Consider the following 15,911-nt stretch of genomic DNA (forward strand, 5'->3'; position numbering starts at 1 on the left):
CGAAAAAGAGCGGCGCGGGGCCCGCATGGCGCATGTGGTCCAGTCATCCACGCGACACTTCGAGAGGGGTTGGGTGGCGCTGTTGCACAGGCCGATGTCGTGGTCCATCTGGGTGCTCGAGGCATGATCGAGTGGTGTCTCGAGGCCGCGCTCGTCCGTCGGTGCCGGTGTCGGAGTTCGCCGGGTACCGGTTCCCGGCCGAGGTGATCGTTCTCGGCGTGCGCTGGTATCTGCGGTTCACGCTGTCAGATCGGGACGTCGAGGAGCTGCTGGCCGAGCGCGGCATCGAGGTCGATCACGTCACGATCTGCCGGTGGGTCCGCCGGTTCACGCCGCTGCTGGTCGACGCCGCCAGGCCGTGTCGCCACAGCCCTGGTGCCAGGTGGTTCGCCGAAGAAACGTATGTCAAGATCACGGGTCGGTCGTGCTTCCTGTACCGGGCGATCGACCAGTTCGGGCAGGTCATCGACGTGCCGGCATCCGAGAAACGGGACCTGGCCGCCGCGCGCCGGTTCTTCGCCCGGGCTTTGTCGCACGGTCGCCGCCCAGTGGAGGTGACCACCGACCGGGCCCCGGCCTACCCGCAGGTCCTGGACGAGCAGCTGCCCGCCGCGCCCCATCTCGACGTCCGGTATGCGAACAACAAGGTCGAAGCTGATCACGGCCGGCTGAAAGCCCGGCTGCGGCCGATGCACGGGCTCAAACGCCTGCGCTCCGCCAGACGGTCAGCACCGGACACGCCCTGATCCAGAACATCCGCCGCGGCCACTACGAACTCGCCACCGACGCCGAGCCACAGCTGCGGCTATCGCTCGCGTTCACTGAACTCGCCGCGATGGTCTGATCCTCGCGCCTGTCAGGGCCTTCGCGCGCCCCCGGCCCTCCGAATGCAACAGGCCCACCGCGTTCCGTTGGGTCCCGGGCATGACGTGGGCGCAGGTGTTCATGATCAGCTGGATTGTCGAGTAGCCGAGCAGCTCCATCACGGTGCGGGCTGGAACGCCTTCGGTGAAACCGGTAGGCGGCAATGTTCTGATCCAACCGTGGTCGGCTCGGCGCCGGTTGCTCTGCCCTGGGCTTGGCGGTTTTTCCTGAGCGAAATGTGGGTGGCGTCTGCCAGGTACGGAGCGCGGCTAGCGTGGTCCGCCTGACTGTGAGGACCACGCCTCGGCAAGGAGCACGATGACTACCACCGCCGATGCGATCGGCACCGCGCCGCACCCGCTCGAGCCGCTCAGCGGTGACGAGGTGCGCGCGGCAACCGCGATCCTGACGACCTCCGACCTGTTCGTCGAGGGCTCCCGGTTCGCCTACGTCGAGCTCGCCGAGCCGCCGAAGGCTCAGGTCGTCGCCTGGACGGCCGGAACGCCGTGGGACCGGCAGGCCGCGATGGTGCTGCGCAACCCGAAGACGCGGACCACCTACGAGGCCGTCGTCTCGCTCACCCGCGGCCATGTTGTCTCCTGGCGCGCTGTCGACGGGATGCAGGCGCCGATGATGACCGAGGAGTTCATGGCCTGCGAGGCGGTCGTGCGCGCGGACCCGCGCTGGCGGGAGGCAGTTCGCAAGCGTGGGGTCACCGACTTCGAACTCTGCATGATCGACCCGTGGGCCAGCGGCTACACCGGACCCGAGGACGACCCGGCTCTGCGCCGCATCATCCGCCCGCTCACCTTCGTCCGCTCGTCCCAGTTCGACAACGGCTACGCGCGCCCGGTCGAGGGACTGATCGTCACGGTCGACCTCGACACGATGGAGGTCGTCGAGGTCGCTGACCATGGCGTCGTCCCACTGCCGCCGCTGGGCGGCAACTACGAGCCCGACCTCATGGTCCAGGCGGGCAACGTCACGGGTTTCACCGAGCAACGTCCGCCGATGAAGCCGATCGAGATCATCCAGCCGGACGGGCCGAGCTTCACGGTCGGGGGTCACTACGTCGAGTGGGCGAACTGGCGGCTGCGGATCGGTTTCACGCCCCGCGAGGGTCTGGTGCTGCACGACGTCTGCTATGTCGACAGAGGTGAGGTACGTCCCGTTCTGTACCGGGCCTCGCTGGCCGAGATGTACGTCCCGTATGGCGACCCGGCGCCGACGCATTGGAACAAGAACGTGTTCGACGAGGGCGAGTACGGCCTGGGCTGGCTGGCGAACTCGCTCACCCTCGGCTGCGACTGCCTCGGCGAGATCTTCTACTTCGATGGCGTCGTCAATGACCAGGACGGCCAGCCGGTCACGATCGACAACGCGGTCTGCATGCACGAGGAGGACGCGTCGGTCGGCTGGAAGCACACCGACTTCCGCACCCTGCGCGGCGAGGTCCGCCGCAACCGCCGCCTCGTCGTCTCCTTTTACGCCACCGTCGGCAACTACGAGTACGGCTTCTACTGGAATCTCTATCTCGACGGCTCGATCGAGCTGGAAATCAAGCTGACGGGAATCCTCTCGACCGGTGCCTGCGAGGTCGGTGCGACGCCGGAGTACGGCACCCTGATCGCGCCCGGGCTGCACGCGCCGAACCACGAGCACTACTTCAGCATTCGGTTGGACATGCGGGTCGACGGCGACCGGAACACCGTCTACGAGGTCGACTCGGTCTCGGCCGGCCCGATGAGCCCCGCGAACCCCCACGGCAACGCCTGGCGGACGGTGAAGACTCCGATTACCTCCGAGGCCATGAGCGGCAGGGACGGCAACCCGCTGAACGGCCGCGCGTGGCTGATCGCCAGTGCGGACCGGACGTCCAAGCTGGGCGCCCCGACGGCGTACAAGCTCGAGCCCGGCGCCTACACCGCGCCGCTGTGGGTCGACGGTTCCCAGCAGGCCCAGCGTGGCGGCTTCGCGACGAAGCAGTTGTGGGTGACCGCGTATGACCCGGCTGAGCGCTACGCCTGCGGCGACTACGTCGCCCAGAACATCAGCGGCGACGGCGTGGCCAGGTACGTCCAGGCCGACCGTCCGCTGGCGGACACGGACGTCGTCCTCTGGTACACGGCCGGCGCCCACCACGTCGTCCGACCGGAGGACTGGCCGGTCATGCCGGTCACGAAGATCGGCTTCCACCTGAAGCCGTTCGGTTTCTTCGACGGCAACCCGATGCTCGACGTCCCGCCCGAGCCCGCCGCCTGCCACACCGGCTGCGCCCACTGCGCCGCCGGCGGCGAGTGCAACTGCCACTGAACGTAGAAATGACAGCCGACCGCGGCCACCGGCGCGGTCACGGACAGCGTGCAGGCCTCGAGCACGGCCAGGCCAGCGCGGCAGAGATCGTCGTCGAGCGGGCCGGCCGGTATCAGCTGGCGGGGCGCTGTTGCACGGGCTGGTGCAGTGGTCCACTTCGGTGGTCGAGGCATGATCGAGTGGTGTCTCGCTGCCCTGGTCCGCCGGTACCAGTGCCGGAGTTCGCCGGGTTCCGGTTCCCGCAGGAGGTGATCGTTCTGGCGGTGCGGTGGTACCTGCGGTTCTCTCTGTCCTACCGCGATGTCGAGGAGCTGCTCGCCGAGCGCTGCATCGACGTCGACCACGTCACGATCTGCCGATGGGTCTGCCGCTTCACCCCGCTGCTGATCGACGCCGCCCGGCCGTGTCGCCACAGCCCCGGCGACAGATGGTTCGCGGACGAAACGTACGTCAAGATCGCCGGCAAGTGGCCGATCATGGCCGGTCGAAAGCCCGGCTGCGGCCGATGCGAGGGCTCAAACGGCTGCGCTCCGCCCAGATCATCAGCTCCGGCCACGCCTTCGTCCAGAACCTTCGCCGCGGCCACTACGAACTCGCCACCGACACCGAACCCCACCGCCGCCTCGCGGCAGCGTTCACCGAGCTCGCTCTGGCGCCGTGACCAGGGCACGGAACCGCATCTGCCATGCCGTGTCTCGGCCGGGCGCAACAACGCCGTCGGTGACGGTGGTGGCTTTCGGATCGGGCCGGGCCGGCTCGATCAGCGTCTCGTGGGCCGAGGGCGGCATGCCCGGCATCCCTCTGTCGGATCCGAACCGCCCTGGGCAGGCCACCGAACATCTTGCAGCATGCCAGGTGGTGCGCCGGCGGAGCGCCGAAAGTGCTGGACCCGGATCGGAGCCGCGTTTGGCCTTTCTAACAAGGCAGGTGACCTCGGGGCTGTCCTCCGGCGAGGGTTGGCCCCTTACCTCGGCGCGCTTCTCACCGGCGCGAGCAGCTCTGACCGAAGACACCGCTGGGGGCCTCCTTCTTTGACAGGACGGTGATATGGGACCCTAGATGGGTGGTGACCGAAGCGGACTCGCCCGCTGGCCCGCAAACTGGCGGCGGCGTAGATTTTCTCGTGTCCTACATAGAAACCGACGAGGAGTGGGCGACCTGGATATCCAGTCGGCTGGAGGAAGCCGGGTACAGCGTTCGGGTTGAGGCATGGGACCTCTCCGTCGGGATGCACCGGACCGGGGAGCAGCATCGCGCCCTGATAGAAGCAAAGCGGATCATAGCGGTTGCCTCGCCTGCCTATTTTGCGTCAAAGCGTAAGGCGGTGGAATGGCTATCCGCACTGGCGGAGGACCCGTTGGGTGATCTCCGCAAACTCCTGCCGATGCGGGTAGAAGACTTCCTCTTGCCGGGATTGCTTTCCGAACGGGTCACTACCGACCTGTTCGGCGTTGATGAAGCAACCGCCTATGAACGGCTGCTGGCGGCCGTGCGCGGCGCGAAGAGACCTGAACATGTCCTGGCGTTCCCAGGCAGGCCAGGTACTGGTACTGGCCAGAAGGCGCTGTACTTCCCCGGTCAGTTTCAGGGACGGGGGGCGGCATGGCCGCCGGGCAGGTCACCATTTCCCGGTCTCGCTGCCTTCGACGCCAGCCTGGCGGCAGTGTTCAAAGGCCGAGACGCGGAGATCAGATGGCTCGTAGACACCTTGACCAGCCCGGCTGGGGACAGAGCTGGGCTGCTGGCAGTGGTTGGCCCGTCCGGGTGCGGCAAGTCGTCTCTTGTCGCAGCCGGGCTTGTCCCGGCGATGACGGACGATCCCTACCACTGGCTGGTGGCACCTCCCTTCGCCCCCGGTGACCGGCCACTGGTCGCGTTGGCAGAGGTGCTCGCCGATCTAGCCCGCGATCACGGGTTGAATTGGGAAAGCAGCCAGCTGACCAGCCAGCTCGCCAAGCCGGATGCGATCGTGGAGGTTACGCGAGCACTTCTCGCGGCAGCTCGGACCGCGCCGCGGCTGCTGGTCATCATCGACCAAGCGGAGGAGCTGCTGGTTCGAGCCAGCCCAGACAGCAGGAAGGAATTTCTCGCCGTGCTCGCCGCGGCAAGTGCCGGACCTGTGCGGGTGGTCGCTACCCTGCGCTCGGAGTATCTTGGACGGCTCGTCGAGGAGACCACACAGGTAGGGCTACCAATACGTACCGAGGCAATCCTCCCATTGCGCCAAGAAATGCTTCGTCTGGTGGTCAGCGAGCCGGCGCGACTGGCCGGGCTGACCATCGACGACCAGCTGGTTGCTCGTCTGGTTACCGACACCGGAGACGGGCAAGCCCTGCCGCTACTTGCCTTTACGCTACAACGGCTCTGCGTCCAAGCGCACCGGGTAGGCACGACAATAATCTCCGATGTTCTGTACGAAGCTATCGGCGAAGTGCGTAGCGTTCTCATCGAACATGCCGACGTCGCCCTCGACAAGGCCGCCACCGCTACTGGCCTCAGCCGTGAAGAGGTGCTGACTGGCCTGCTGCAACTGATCAGCGTTGACACCGAGGGCCGCCCAACGCGCCACCGTCTTACCCTCGACGACATAAATGATCGCATCCGCAGTACACTCGCGCCGTTCATTGCCCACCGGCTGCTTACTGTTGACGCTACTCCCGGCGGCTCAGCGACCATTGACATCGCCCACGAACGGCTCTTCGCAGACTGGTGCCCTCTCGCCAAAGCGATCGATCAGAGGTCCGACCAGCTCCGGCTACGCAGTCAGGCCGATACTGCTGCCGCCGACTGGGATCATCACGGTCGCCCACCCAAACGGTTGTGGAGCCTTCCCCTAGCGGCTGAAGCACTCGCTGCTTTCGACTCAGACAACCTCACGTCCGTCACCCGCGATTTTCTGATCGATAGCCGTCGTCGAGGCCGACGCAGGCTCGCCCGCATTTGGACCGTTTTTATCGGCCTCCTCGTCGCCCTCGTCGTTCTTGTGGTCTATGGCCTTCAGATGAGGGGTACTGCGGAAGAAGGAGACCGTGTCAGGACCGCCGACCAGCTCCTTGTCCGCGCCGACAGTATCCGCGCCAAGGACCCGGTCCTAGCACTTCGTCTTGCCGTGGCCGCCTACGACCTTTCCCCCCGCAATCACCGAGACCGCATTCGCGGCAATCTGCTCGGCCTCTTGGGCGACACCCCCGCTCTGCGCGCCACCATCACCGCCCACTCCAGCCAGGTGTGGGTAGTGGCCTTTGGACCCAATGAGACACTGGCCTCCGCCGGCAACGACGGAACGGTACTGCTATGGAACGTCACAGACCCAGCGCACCCCGACCCGGCGGGTCGCTTCTTCACGGGTGACGCCGGCCTTTTGTCCACAATGACATTCAGCGTCAATGGGCTCATCGCCACAACCAGCGACAGCGGGACGGCACAACTCTGGGACGTCACTGACCCCACCAACCCTCAGCAACTCGACGCTTCCTTCATCGGCCCCGTCGACACGCTGGCCTTCGGCCCTGGCGGAGTTCTCGCCGCCGTCAGCGGGAAGACGGTGCAGCTCTGGGACGTCACCGACCCGGCCAACCCTCGCAGAGGCGGCAGTCTGACCGGCCACACCGACGATATATTCACGCTGGCATTCGGACCAAACGGTATCCTCGCCACCGCCAGCTGGGACACCACAGTACGACTGTGGGACGTCACTGATCTCGATCACCCCTACCAGCGCGGTAAGCCTCTTACCACCAGCTACGCCAGTTCGGTGACCTCGGTGGCCTTCGGACGAAATGGGATACTAGTATCCGCCAGCGATGACGGGACAGTACGACTGTGGGACGTGGCCAGTCCAGATAGCGCCCACCAGTTTGGCAACCCCCTCACCGGCCACACCAACTCTGAGGCGGACGTGGCGCTCGGACCCGGCAGTCTCCTCGCCACCGCCGACGAGAAGACGATACAGCTCTGGGACATATCCGACCCAATCAATCCACGCCAAGTCGGCGACCCCCTCACCGCCCACACCGACTCGATATCCAAACTGGAATTTGGCCCCGACGGCATCCTCGCCACCGCCAGCTGGGACACCACAGTACGACTGTGGGACGCCGCCAGTTTGCAGCAGCTTCGGACGCATGTGGTAGAGGTGTCCTGTCAACGCGCGGGCGGCGGCCTAACCGAAAAAGAATGGGACCAGTATCTGCCGGATGAACCATTCCGGAATACCTGCGACCCAGCCCGCATCGGGCGTTAGGAATAACCGTTAAGAGTGATCTGCCAGTGAAGACATCGCTAGGCCGCGTGGAGTGAAGCGCCCGTCGGGCTCGTTGCGAATGGCGGCTCTCCCTCGCCGACGGGACGGCCACACGGTCCAACGTGGTGTCCACCTCGGTCCCGGCCGTCGACCAGTGCCGTACGTGGACATGTCGCCCAGACCGCGAGGAACTGCAACATACCGGATCATGGCGTTTTCCAGACACAGGTCGGTGTGGCAAACCAGATCGCCTCGCACGCTAGGGGGAAGCAGGGCGACACCGGAGGGGCCGAGAATCCTCCATCTCTCACGCAGCACGCGTATCCACGCAAATGTCCGCGGCCGGGCGCTCGTCCGGGATCGGCGCTGGCTCGATGCTGGCGGCAGCGCGGCTGGACCATCCCGGCGGGCGATGCCGGCGGGGCGTCGGCGATGCTGTGCGCGTGGAGTACGTGTCCAGAGTGCCGCGACCGCCGCTGGACGGGCTGATCGACGACCTTTACTACCTGGAGGGTGCGCCGCCGTACGCCCGGCTGACGCTGCCGCCGGCGCCGGCGGCGCTGCTCATCGTCAACCTCGGGGCGCCGTTCCGTATCCGCGCCGGGACCGACATCGAGACGGCCGAGTACGCCGACGGCTGCGTGGTCACCATGCCCACCCGCGCGTGGGACTTCGGCTACCCACTCCCGACCCGGTCCGTCGGCGTGCACGTCAAGCCGTGGGGGCTGGCGCCGTTCCTGCCGATGCCCGCGGCCGAGCTGTGTGACCGGCCGGTGACGGTAGAGCAGGTTTGGGGCCGGCCCGCCACCGCTGAGCTGCGAGACCGGCTGGCCACGGCGGACGGACCGCACGAGATGCTGACGCTGCTCGAAGAGGAGCTGATGCGACGGCTGTGCGAGACCCCCGGCCTGAGGCTGGTCCGCCATACGAGCAGCGTCATCGCGGCGACCAGCGGGGCGGTGGCGATCGGCGACCTGAGCGTGGCAGCCGGTGTCAGCAACACTCACCTGGCACAGCGGTTCAAGGAGCTCATCGGCGTCACGCCGAAGCGGCTGGCCCGCACCCGCCGCTTCGCCGCCACCGTGCTCGCGATCAACCCCGCCGAACCGATCGACTGGGGCGAGCTCGCCGGTGGCGCAGGCTACTTCGACCAGGCCCACTTCGGCCACGAGTTCCGGGCGTTCACCGGGCTCACGCCGACCCGGTACGTCGAAGTCCGGCGGCGGTTCCTGCGCGATCATCCCGGCCACGCGCTGGACGGCTGGCCGCTGCCGGCCGATTGATTTCTTACAAGAGCGACAGCTGAGGACGCGCTAATTTGGGGCTCCCCGAAGCAGAGGAGAGCCCCGTGGGCAAGGTGGTCATGTACAGCTCCGTGTCGGTGGACGGCTTCGTCGCGGACGAGAATGACCAGCCCGGACCGCTGTTCGACTGGTTGGTCAGCGGTGACGTCCCGTTGGACGAGAGCGGCGAGGTGAAGGTGTCGCAGACGTCCTACGACTACACCCGGCCGTACTGGGACCAGATCGGGGTGACAATCGCCGGCCGCCACGTCTTCGACCTGACGGACGGCTGGGACGGGAAGCCGCCGAGCGGGGTCGACCACGTGGTCGTCGTGACGCACCGGCCGGAGCCCAAGGGCTGGGACCCCGAGGCGCCGTTTCACTTCGTCGACGGCGTCGAGGCAGCCGTGGCCAAGGCGCAGGAGCTTGCGGGTGACCGCATGGTCGAGGTCGCCGCTGGCGACGTCGGTGGCCAGGTGCTTGCCGCGGGCCTGATCGACGAGGTGCGCATGGACGTCGTACCCGTCGTGTTCGGGTCCGGCAAGCGCTACTTCGGGTCGGTCCACGCACAGCACCTGTTGGAGGGTCCTGACGTGGTGATTCAGGGCAGCCGGGTGCTTCACCTGCGCTATCGGGTACGCCGTTGACCGATCTGAGCGGGTACGCGAAGAAGTCCACTGCGAACGGTGACACAAGATCGGGCCTCCGGCTGCGTTTGCGCATCGCTGTCCCCTGGTCGGGCAGCCGACGCCGATCCGCCCCAGCACCTCACCTGCGGCAAGTTCAACTCAAGATCACTGGTTGCCGGTTTCCGTCGTATCTTGGCCGGCCCCCTCCCTTGTCCGAACACCGACGCCGCTTCACTGTCGGCCTGGTCGCTCGGTCAGTTGCATGAGCCAATGGTCGCTGCCCGTTGCGGAAGTCGGCTGACTCGGCTGGCGGAGGTGGCGGCGGCTCGCAGACGGATGATCTCGTCATGTTGAGCGGCGAGTCGCGCGAGGGCCTGGGTCTGGAACTCGGTGAGTTCGTTGATCGTGCTGGTTGACTCGACCACACGGTTCTTCAGCCCGGTGATCTCGGTCTTGAGGCGGGTGATCTGCGCGTCGCGCGGGTCGGGCTGATCGCTAGCCTGCTGGAGGGTCCGTAGGCGCCGTCCGAACTCGGCGCGGAGATCGGCGTAGGGCCGGGTGCCGCGGAAGGCGGTGCGGTCGACGCCGGACTCGACGGCCAGGGTTGTGATGTCGCAGCGGCCGCCGAGCGGGATCTCGCCGCGCAGGAGCCGGTGGCTTGCGGGCAGCGCGCGGAGTCACACATGCCGGCCAGGGGCCGGTCGGCGTGCGGGGTGCCGACGAGCTTCAGACAGAGCGCCCGGGACGGGTCGGTGAACCCGCAACCCCCATCGTGAGGGCGTTGCCTGGTGCAAGAGTGCCGTGCAGGCGATCTTGGCCAACCGTCGATACACCGGCCACCAGGTGTGGAACAAGCAGCGCAAGCATGAGGAGCTACTCGACGTCGAGGACGTCGCCTTCGGCTACGAAACCAAGCTGAAGTGGAACGAGAAGGACAAGTGGGTCTGGTCGGAGCGCCCCGCGCACCCGGCAATCATCGACGAGAGCACCTTCCTCGCCGCCCAGCAGCGCCTCAGCACCCGTGGCCCGGCCTCAGGACGCATCGGTACGCCGCGAACACAGCATCCCTACGCGCTTCGAAGCCTGCTGTTCCACCAGCAGTGCGGCCGGCGCATGCAGGGCAAAGCGAGCTCAGCGACAAGCTCACGAACGGGGGCGGCCATGACGCTGGTGCCGGTCAGGCCGACGGCGGCGAGGGTCTGTTCGTCGGCGGCGGCGCCCAGGGTGCTGGCGACCTTCCCGCCCCTGCGGACCACGTCCAACGGCGTCAGTCTATTGAAGTTTCAACGAAAACCTAGACGGAGTCGCTTGACCTGTCAAATAGTTTCCGATCGTTGCCTTGTTGATGCTTCAAGCTAGGCTGACGGTGTGGACGCGCAGCAGCCGCGCTGGCTGACCGACGAGGAGATGCAGACCTGGCTGACCCTTGCCAGGGTGCTGATCAGGCTTCCCGCCGCACTCGACGACCAGCTCCAGCGGGACGCCGGGATCAGCCACTTCGAGTACCAGGTGCTGGCGATGCTGTCCGGGGCCCCCGAGCGCACCCTGCGCATGAGCGCCCTGGCCGTCTTCGCCAACGGATCACTCTCCCGGCTCTCCCACGTGGCCGGGCGGCTGGAGAAGGCGGGCTGGGTCCGCCGCGCGCCGGACCCCACCGACGGCCGCTGCACCCTGGCAACCCTGACGGACGCGGGCTGGGAGAAACTCGCCGCGGCCGCTCCCGGGCACGTCGAGACGGTCCGCGCTCTGGTCTTCGATCCCCTCACCCGCGCGCAGCAGCGGCAGCTGGGCGACATCGGGCGCCGCATCTCCCGCACCGTCGATCCTGACGGTAGCGACCTCGACAGATTCTCCGGCTGAGTCGTCTGACCACGTCGACCGCGGGTCCTTCCAGCAATCACCAGCGACGCGCCCGCGAGGACCGGTGGGCTCAAGGCTAGGGAATGAGCCCACCGTCAGTTCGGAGGATCTGTCCGGTGATCGATGCCGCCCCAGGTCCGCAGAGGAAACGGAAGGCGGAAACGACGTCCTCGAGTTCGATCGCCCGATTCAGAAGGGTGCGGGAGGCGACAGCGCTACGAAGGCGTGCGGCGTCGGTGATCGCGGGGCGTTCGTCGCGATCACCGTCCGCGGCGACAAGGGATGTCGGTACTCCGCTCGGAGCGACACCATTCACCCGAACAGCCGGCGCCAGGTCACGCGCCAGGCCATGCACGAGACCGACGCAGGCATGTTTGGCGGTCAGGTACGCGATTCCGGCGTTGTTGGACCTGACGTCGAACGCGGCGTCGGACAACGTCAGTACGACGCATCCTGAGGCAGCGATCAGAGAGTCTGCCGCCGCACGCGCGGCCAGCAGGTAGCCGACGACGTCGACATCGATCACACGCCTGAACGTCTCCTCGAGATGATGCGGTTGGGTATCGAGGAGACGCAGTCCCCCATCATGGATTCCGGCATTCACGATCAGAACGTCGAGCCTACCGTCGATGGCGGCGGTCCCGACCGCCCTTTCGTTGTCCTCGTAGACCCGGACATCCCCCAGGACCGATTTCACGCGAGGATCGGTCGACCGTCTCCTGTCGAATATGGTCACAGCGGCGCCGTCGTCGAGAAAGCTGTCAGCGACGGCCTTTCCGATGCCGGAGGCTCCCCCGGTCACCAGTACGGACAGTGTCATGCGAGCGAGCCCGCCTCCGTAAGCCGACGGCCGCCTGTGAAAGCGGCCGGGTCTAGTAGTGGATGGTCCCGGGCAGGCCGCCGCCGGCACCGACGACGTCGCCGTGCATCGCCATCGACCGTTCGGACGCCAGGAACGTGACCACGTCGGCCACCTCCCGCGCGGTGACCATGCGCCCCAGCGCCGACCCGCGGGCGAGACGCGCCTCGATCTCATCGGGCTCGACGCCGGCGCGCCGTGCGCGGTCGAGTACCAGCTGGGCGGTGCGTTCGGTCCGGGTAGCACCCGGGTTGACGACGAAGACTCCGACGCCGTGCGGTCCCAGTTCGTCGGCCAACGTCTTGGTGAGAGCCACGACGGCGGCGTTACGCATGCTGGTGAGGGGCGAACCGGTGGTGCGGGCGGCCTGGCCCGCGATGTTGATGATCCGACCCCAGCGCTGCTCGACGAAGCGGGGCGCGCAGGCCTGGGCGCAGCGGGCGTAGCCGAACACCTTGTCGTTCATGGCTGAGGCGAACCGTGGACCGCTCAGCTCCGCGACCGTCCTGACCGGTGCCGCGCCCCCCGGCGCCGCAGCACAGTTCACCAGGATGTCCAGGCCGCCGAGCAGGCCCACGGCCCGATCGACCGCCTCGCGGACCGAGCCGTCGTCCTCGGTGTCACCCACGACGGCCACGACGTTCCCTTTTCCATGGCCGGACAGTTCTCGGACCGTCGCGTCCAGCCGCTCGGAACCCCGGGCGAGAAGTGCTACGTCGCAGCCCTCCCAAAGGAGTTGTCGGGCGATGGCCTTTCCGATGCCACCGCTGCCCCCGGTGACCAGCGCGCGGCGGCCGGTCAGATGAAGGTCCACCTCGCTCAGGCCTCCTCGCTCGGTCCGCCGCCGAGGCCGGCGGCGGGCGGCGTGAAATGCCTCGCTAGCATGTCGCGCGTATGCCGGATATGGGTCCGTAGCACCCGCTCTGCCTCGTCGGCGTCGCCCGCCGCCATCGCCTCGATGATCAGATGGTGTTCGGCGCAGGCCTCCTGCCGCCGACCAGGACTCGAGACGACCGATCTGACGTAACGGTGCACGCGGTCGCGGATGTCCTGCACGATGCGGCTGGCCTCGGTCCCGGCGCCGTTCAGCAGGGTGTGCAACGCGATGTCGCCCTGGAACCAGGATTCGGGATCCTTGACCGCGGCGAGCTTTCTGTTCGCGGCGAACAGGGCCGAGGACCCGGCCCGCGAGAGTCTGTCGGTCTGGCGGCGGACGGCGAACACCTCAAGGTGCTCCCGCAGGTCGATCAGCTCCATCAGCGCGTCGGGGCTGATCCCCGTGACGACGTAGCGCTGGAACGGGGTGCCCTCGATGAGCCGCTCGGCCTGCAGGCGCCGCAGCGCCTCGCGCACCGGTACGCGGCTGACGTTGAGCTCGCGCGCGAGGTGCACCTGGTTCAGCTCGACACCGACGGCGAGCGTGCCGTCGAGCACCTGCTCGCGCACCAGCTGGTAGATGTCGTCAGCCATGGTCTGACGACGGACCACGCCGTTCTCAGCCATGCCGACCGCCTCGATCGTGTCGCCGCCGCCAGGCACCGGCAGGCGCGCCCGGGGCATGCCCGGACGCCGCCTGCCGTGACGGCCATGTATCGTCGCCGCCGGCGAATACCGGCGGCGGCAACGTACAGCACTTCATGCTCATCGTACTGGCGCGCCTGTCACTGGTCCGTGACCCGGCCCTGAAAATACGCGCCGAGGTCGTCGGGCTGGCTGTCGATGATGCCGGACTTGATGAGCCCATCGGCAGCACGGCGCATCTGGCCGTCGGCCAGCTTCATCGCGGGCTGGCGCAGCGGGCCGCCGTTGTATCCGTTGAGCCAGCCCTGGTACTTCCAAAGATAACGGTGAATGAAGTTGGCACCCCCGAGCTCGGCCTGGATGTTCGCCCGCATGACCCGCGCGGGCTGGATCTTCCAGTAGAGCTCCAGCGCGCTCTCCCGATCCCCCTTCTTCAGGAGGTCGAACATCAGCGGCACGGAGTTTCCGTAGTATTCGTAGTTCGACGTGCCCACCCACTGCATGTCGAAGAACTCCGTCCACACCGGCGCATTCGCCTCGAACGGGTCCGAGACCACCACCGGCTTGCCGGCCAGGCGCCGGAAGCACTCGGCGTTTCCGACGACGCCGGGCCGACCCACCTCGTACTTGACGCCGATGACGTTGGGCACGTTGTCGACGAGGTGTTCGATCGCGTCCAGCGGATATCCGCTCGGGTCCACGCGCTGGAAGTTGAAATGCACGGCGCAGAACAGGATGACACCGAGCTCGGTGGCGTCGCAGATGTGGCTCGTGTAGTCGATGATGTCCTGGGCGGTGCGTGGATAGAAGCTGTTCGGGTGTCCGAGCAGCACGGCGTCCACACCGGCGTCCTCGGCCGCCTTGCACATCGCGATGATGTCCCGCGAGGTGTCGAACGCGCCGTGCAGCAGGATCTGGTGCTGGCCGCCCGCCTCGTCGACGGCGACCTCCATGAACCGGCGCATCTCGTCGAGGGTGGTGCCGGCCTCGGAGACGAGCAGGCCGCCGGAGAAGCCGAGCTCCATGTTCCGGCGCACGTCATGGCGGATCGCGGCCTCGTTGAGGCCACTGAGGTCCTGCCGGAAGCTCGGCATGATGACGTTGCAGACGCCCTTGAGGTTGTCGAGCGCCCAGTCCTTGGCGGTGCTCTTCGTGTACTGCGCCATGGTGGCTGTCCTTTCGATGAGCCCGATGTCAGGCGTGGTGGGAGGTGAAGAACGTCTCGAGCAGTCCACCGACCTCCTCGGGGCGCTCGACGGGGGTGAGGTGGCGAGCGCCTCGCAGCACATGCAGTGAGGCGCCGGGAATCCGCTCGCAGAGGTCCTGTGCGTGGCTCGGCGGCGTCGCCGGGTCGTCGCTGCCGACGATCACCAGGGTCGGTGCGCTGATCTCGGTGACCCGGTCGCGCAGGTCGAACGCGCCGAGCGCCCGGCAGGTCGCCTCGTACGACGGCAGGTCATTGCGAGCGAAGCGGTCCAGCAGCTCCTCGCACAGCCGCGGGTGCTCCTGCCGGAAACCGTCGGAGAACCAACGGTCGAGCTGGAACTCCGCCAGTGATCGCATGCCGGAGGCGTGCGCCTTGGCGGCCCTCTGCCCCCACTGCTGCGGCGCGTCGGGCCCGTACCAGGCGGTGGTGTCGATGAGCGCCAGGGCAACCGTCCGGTCGACGTCGCGGCTCGCGAAGGCCTGGGCCACCGACCCTCCCAGCGAGAGGCCCGCGACGGCGACCCGCCCGATCCCGGCCGCGTCCAGTGTCGCGGCGACGTCGTCGGCCATCTGCTCGATCGTGAAGTCCGGGCTCGGCGGCGAGGCCCCGTGCCCGCGCAGGTCGACGGTCACGACCGGTCGGCGACGGCGCAGCGTGGGCAGCAGGCCGTCCCAGACGCGCCGGTCGAGGGCGAGCGAGTGCAGCAGGAGAAGCGGGACGGTGTCGCCCCCGGTGTCGCCTCGGGAGCCGGCGTCGTGCCGCTCGTGGGCGAGGAGCATCGTCGCGACCTCGGTCACGACGTGGACTCCGGCGCCCCGCCGTGCTCTCGCACGCACCCGGACAGCACGCCCAGCCCGTCGACGGTCTCCGTCAGGGTCGTCGCGGCGCCGAAACAGGCGACGAGAGCGTGCGCGATGGCCGCCTGCTCGACACCCATGTCCAGCAGGCGCGTGATATGCACGCGCAGCGCGTCGCGCCGGTGTGTGGCCGCCAGGCCGGCGACCACGATCAGCTCGATCGTCTCGTCGGTGAGCGGGCCGGCCTTCAGGGCCTCGCGCCGGAGGTGGCGGAACCCGTCGGCGAGGTCCGGCAGCACGGCGGCGAGCTTTCCCAGTTCGGTCGTGGGCACAGA

The 15,911-nt window shown here is 67.6% G+C and carries 11 protein-coding genes and 3 pseudogenes; 8 read left to right on the top strand and 6 right to left on the bottom strand.

Annotated elements, in window-relative coordinates; translation table 11 throughout:
- The first annotated feature begins 167 nt into the window (after window positions 1–167).
- The 8 genes and pseudogenes from FRCN3DRAFT_RS45925 (at window position 168) to FRCN3DRAFT_RS0223945 (ending at window position 11,192) form a co-directional block, all read left to right on the top strand.
- Window positions 168–844: pseudogene (locus tag FRCN3DRAFT_RS45925) on the top strand (IS6 family transposase).
- Window positions 845–1,182: 338 nt separating this feature from the next.
- Window positions 1,183–3,177, top strand: coding sequence for a primary-amine oxidase (locus FRCN3DRAFT_RS0223900; protein ID WP_007513287.1), 1,995 nt, complete (start codon window positions 1,183–1,185; stop codon window positions 3,175–3,177).
- A 212-nt stretch (window positions 3,178–3,389) separates the two neighbouring features.
- Window positions 3,390–3,838, top strand: a pseudogene (locus FRCN3DRAFT_RS57860) (IS6 family transposase).
- A gap of 402 nt (window positions 3,839–4,240) precedes the next feature.
- Window positions 4,241–7,420 (top strand): nSTAND1 domain-containing NTPase, encoded by a 3,180-nt coding sequence (locus tag FRCN3DRAFT_RS0223915; protein ID WP_007513293.1) that lies wholly within the window; start codon window positions 4,241–4,243, stop codon window positions 7,418–7,420.
- A gap of 443 nt (window positions 7,421–7,863) precedes the next feature.
- Window positions 7,864–8,703, top strand: coding sequence for a helix-turn-helix domain-containing protein (locus FRCN3DRAFT_RS0223920; protein ID WP_198536026.1), 840 nt, complete (start codon window positions 7,864–7,866; stop codon window positions 8,701–8,703).
- Between the two features lie 65 nt (window positions 8,704–8,768).
- Window positions 8,769–9,350, top strand: a complete 582-nt coding sequence (locus tag FRCN3DRAFT_RS0223925) for a dihydrofolate reductase family protein (protein WP_007513297.1) — start codon at window positions 8,769–8,771, stop codon at window positions 9,348–9,350.
- A gap of 765 nt (window positions 9,351–10,115) precedes the next feature.
- Window positions 10,116–10,691, top strand: a pseudogene (locus FRCN3DRAFT_RS56410) (recombinase family protein); the annotation flags it as partial.
- 9 nt (window positions 10,692–10,700) lie between these two features.
- Complete coding sequence (locus tag FRCN3DRAFT_RS0223945) at window positions 10,701–11,192, top strand: MarR family winged helix-turn-helix transcriptional regulator (RefSeq protein ID WP_007513301.1); 492 nt, start codon at window positions 10,701–10,703, stop codon at window positions 11,190–11,192.
- A gap of 76 nt (window positions 11,193–11,268) precedes the next feature.
- On the opposite strand, the gene FRCN3DRAFT_RS0223950 is transcribed toward FRCN3DRAFT_RS0223945, so the two are convergent.
- From FRCN3DRAFT_RS0223950 to FRCN3DRAFT_RS0223975, 6 genes are all read right to left on the bottom strand, one after another.
- Window positions 11,269–12,012, bottom strand: coding sequence for an SDR family oxidoreductase (locus FRCN3DRAFT_RS0223950; RefSeq protein ID WP_007513304.1), 744 nt, complete (start codon window positions 12,010–12,012; stop codon window positions 11,269–11,271).
- A 52-nt stretch (window positions 12,013–12,064) separates the two neighbouring features.
- Window positions 12,065–12,865, bottom strand: a complete 801-nt coding sequence (locus FRCN3DRAFT_RS0223955; RefSeq protein ID WP_007513305.1) for an SDR family NAD(P)-dependent oxidoreductase — start codon at window positions 12,863–12,865, stop codon at window positions 12,065–12,067.
- Between the two features lie 5 nt (window positions 12,866–12,870).
- The gene (locus tag FRCN3DRAFT_RS0223960; RefSeq protein ID WP_007513307.1) at window positions 12,871–13,611 is read right to left on the bottom strand and encodes a GntR family transcriptional regulator; all 741 of its coding nucleotides are present in this window, start codon (window positions 13,609–13,611) and stop codon (window positions 12,871–12,873) included.
- A gap of 101 nt (window positions 13,612–13,712) precedes the next feature.
- On the bottom strand, window positions 13,713–14,738 hold the full coding sequence (locus FRCN3DRAFT_RS0223965) for a dihydrodipicolinate synthase family protein (protein WP_007513309.1): 1,026 nt from the start codon (window positions 14,736–14,738) through the stop codon (window positions 13,713–13,715).
- Between the two features lie 28 nt (window positions 14,739–14,766).
- Window positions 14,767–15,576 (bottom strand): alpha/beta fold hydrolase, encoded by an 810-nt coding sequence (locus FRCN3DRAFT_RS45940; protein ID WP_007513310.1) that lies wholly within the window; start codon window positions 15,574–15,576, stop codon window positions 14,767–14,769.
- Complete coding sequence (locus FRCN3DRAFT_RS0223975) at window positions 15,573–15,908, bottom strand: carboxymuconolactone decarboxylase family protein (protein ID WP_027140879.1); 336 nt, start codon at window positions 15,906–15,908, stop codon at window positions 15,573–15,575. Before FRCN3DRAFT_RS0223975 ends, FRCN3DRAFT_RS45940 begins: the two co-directional genes overlap by 4 nt.
- Window positions 15,909–15,911: the final 3 nt, after the last annotated feature.

This window comes from Pseudofrankia saprophytica, assembly GCF_000235425.2.
Lineage (GTDB): Bacteria > Actinomycetota > Actinomycetes > Frankiales > Frankiaceae > Pseudofrankia > Pseudofrankia saprophytica.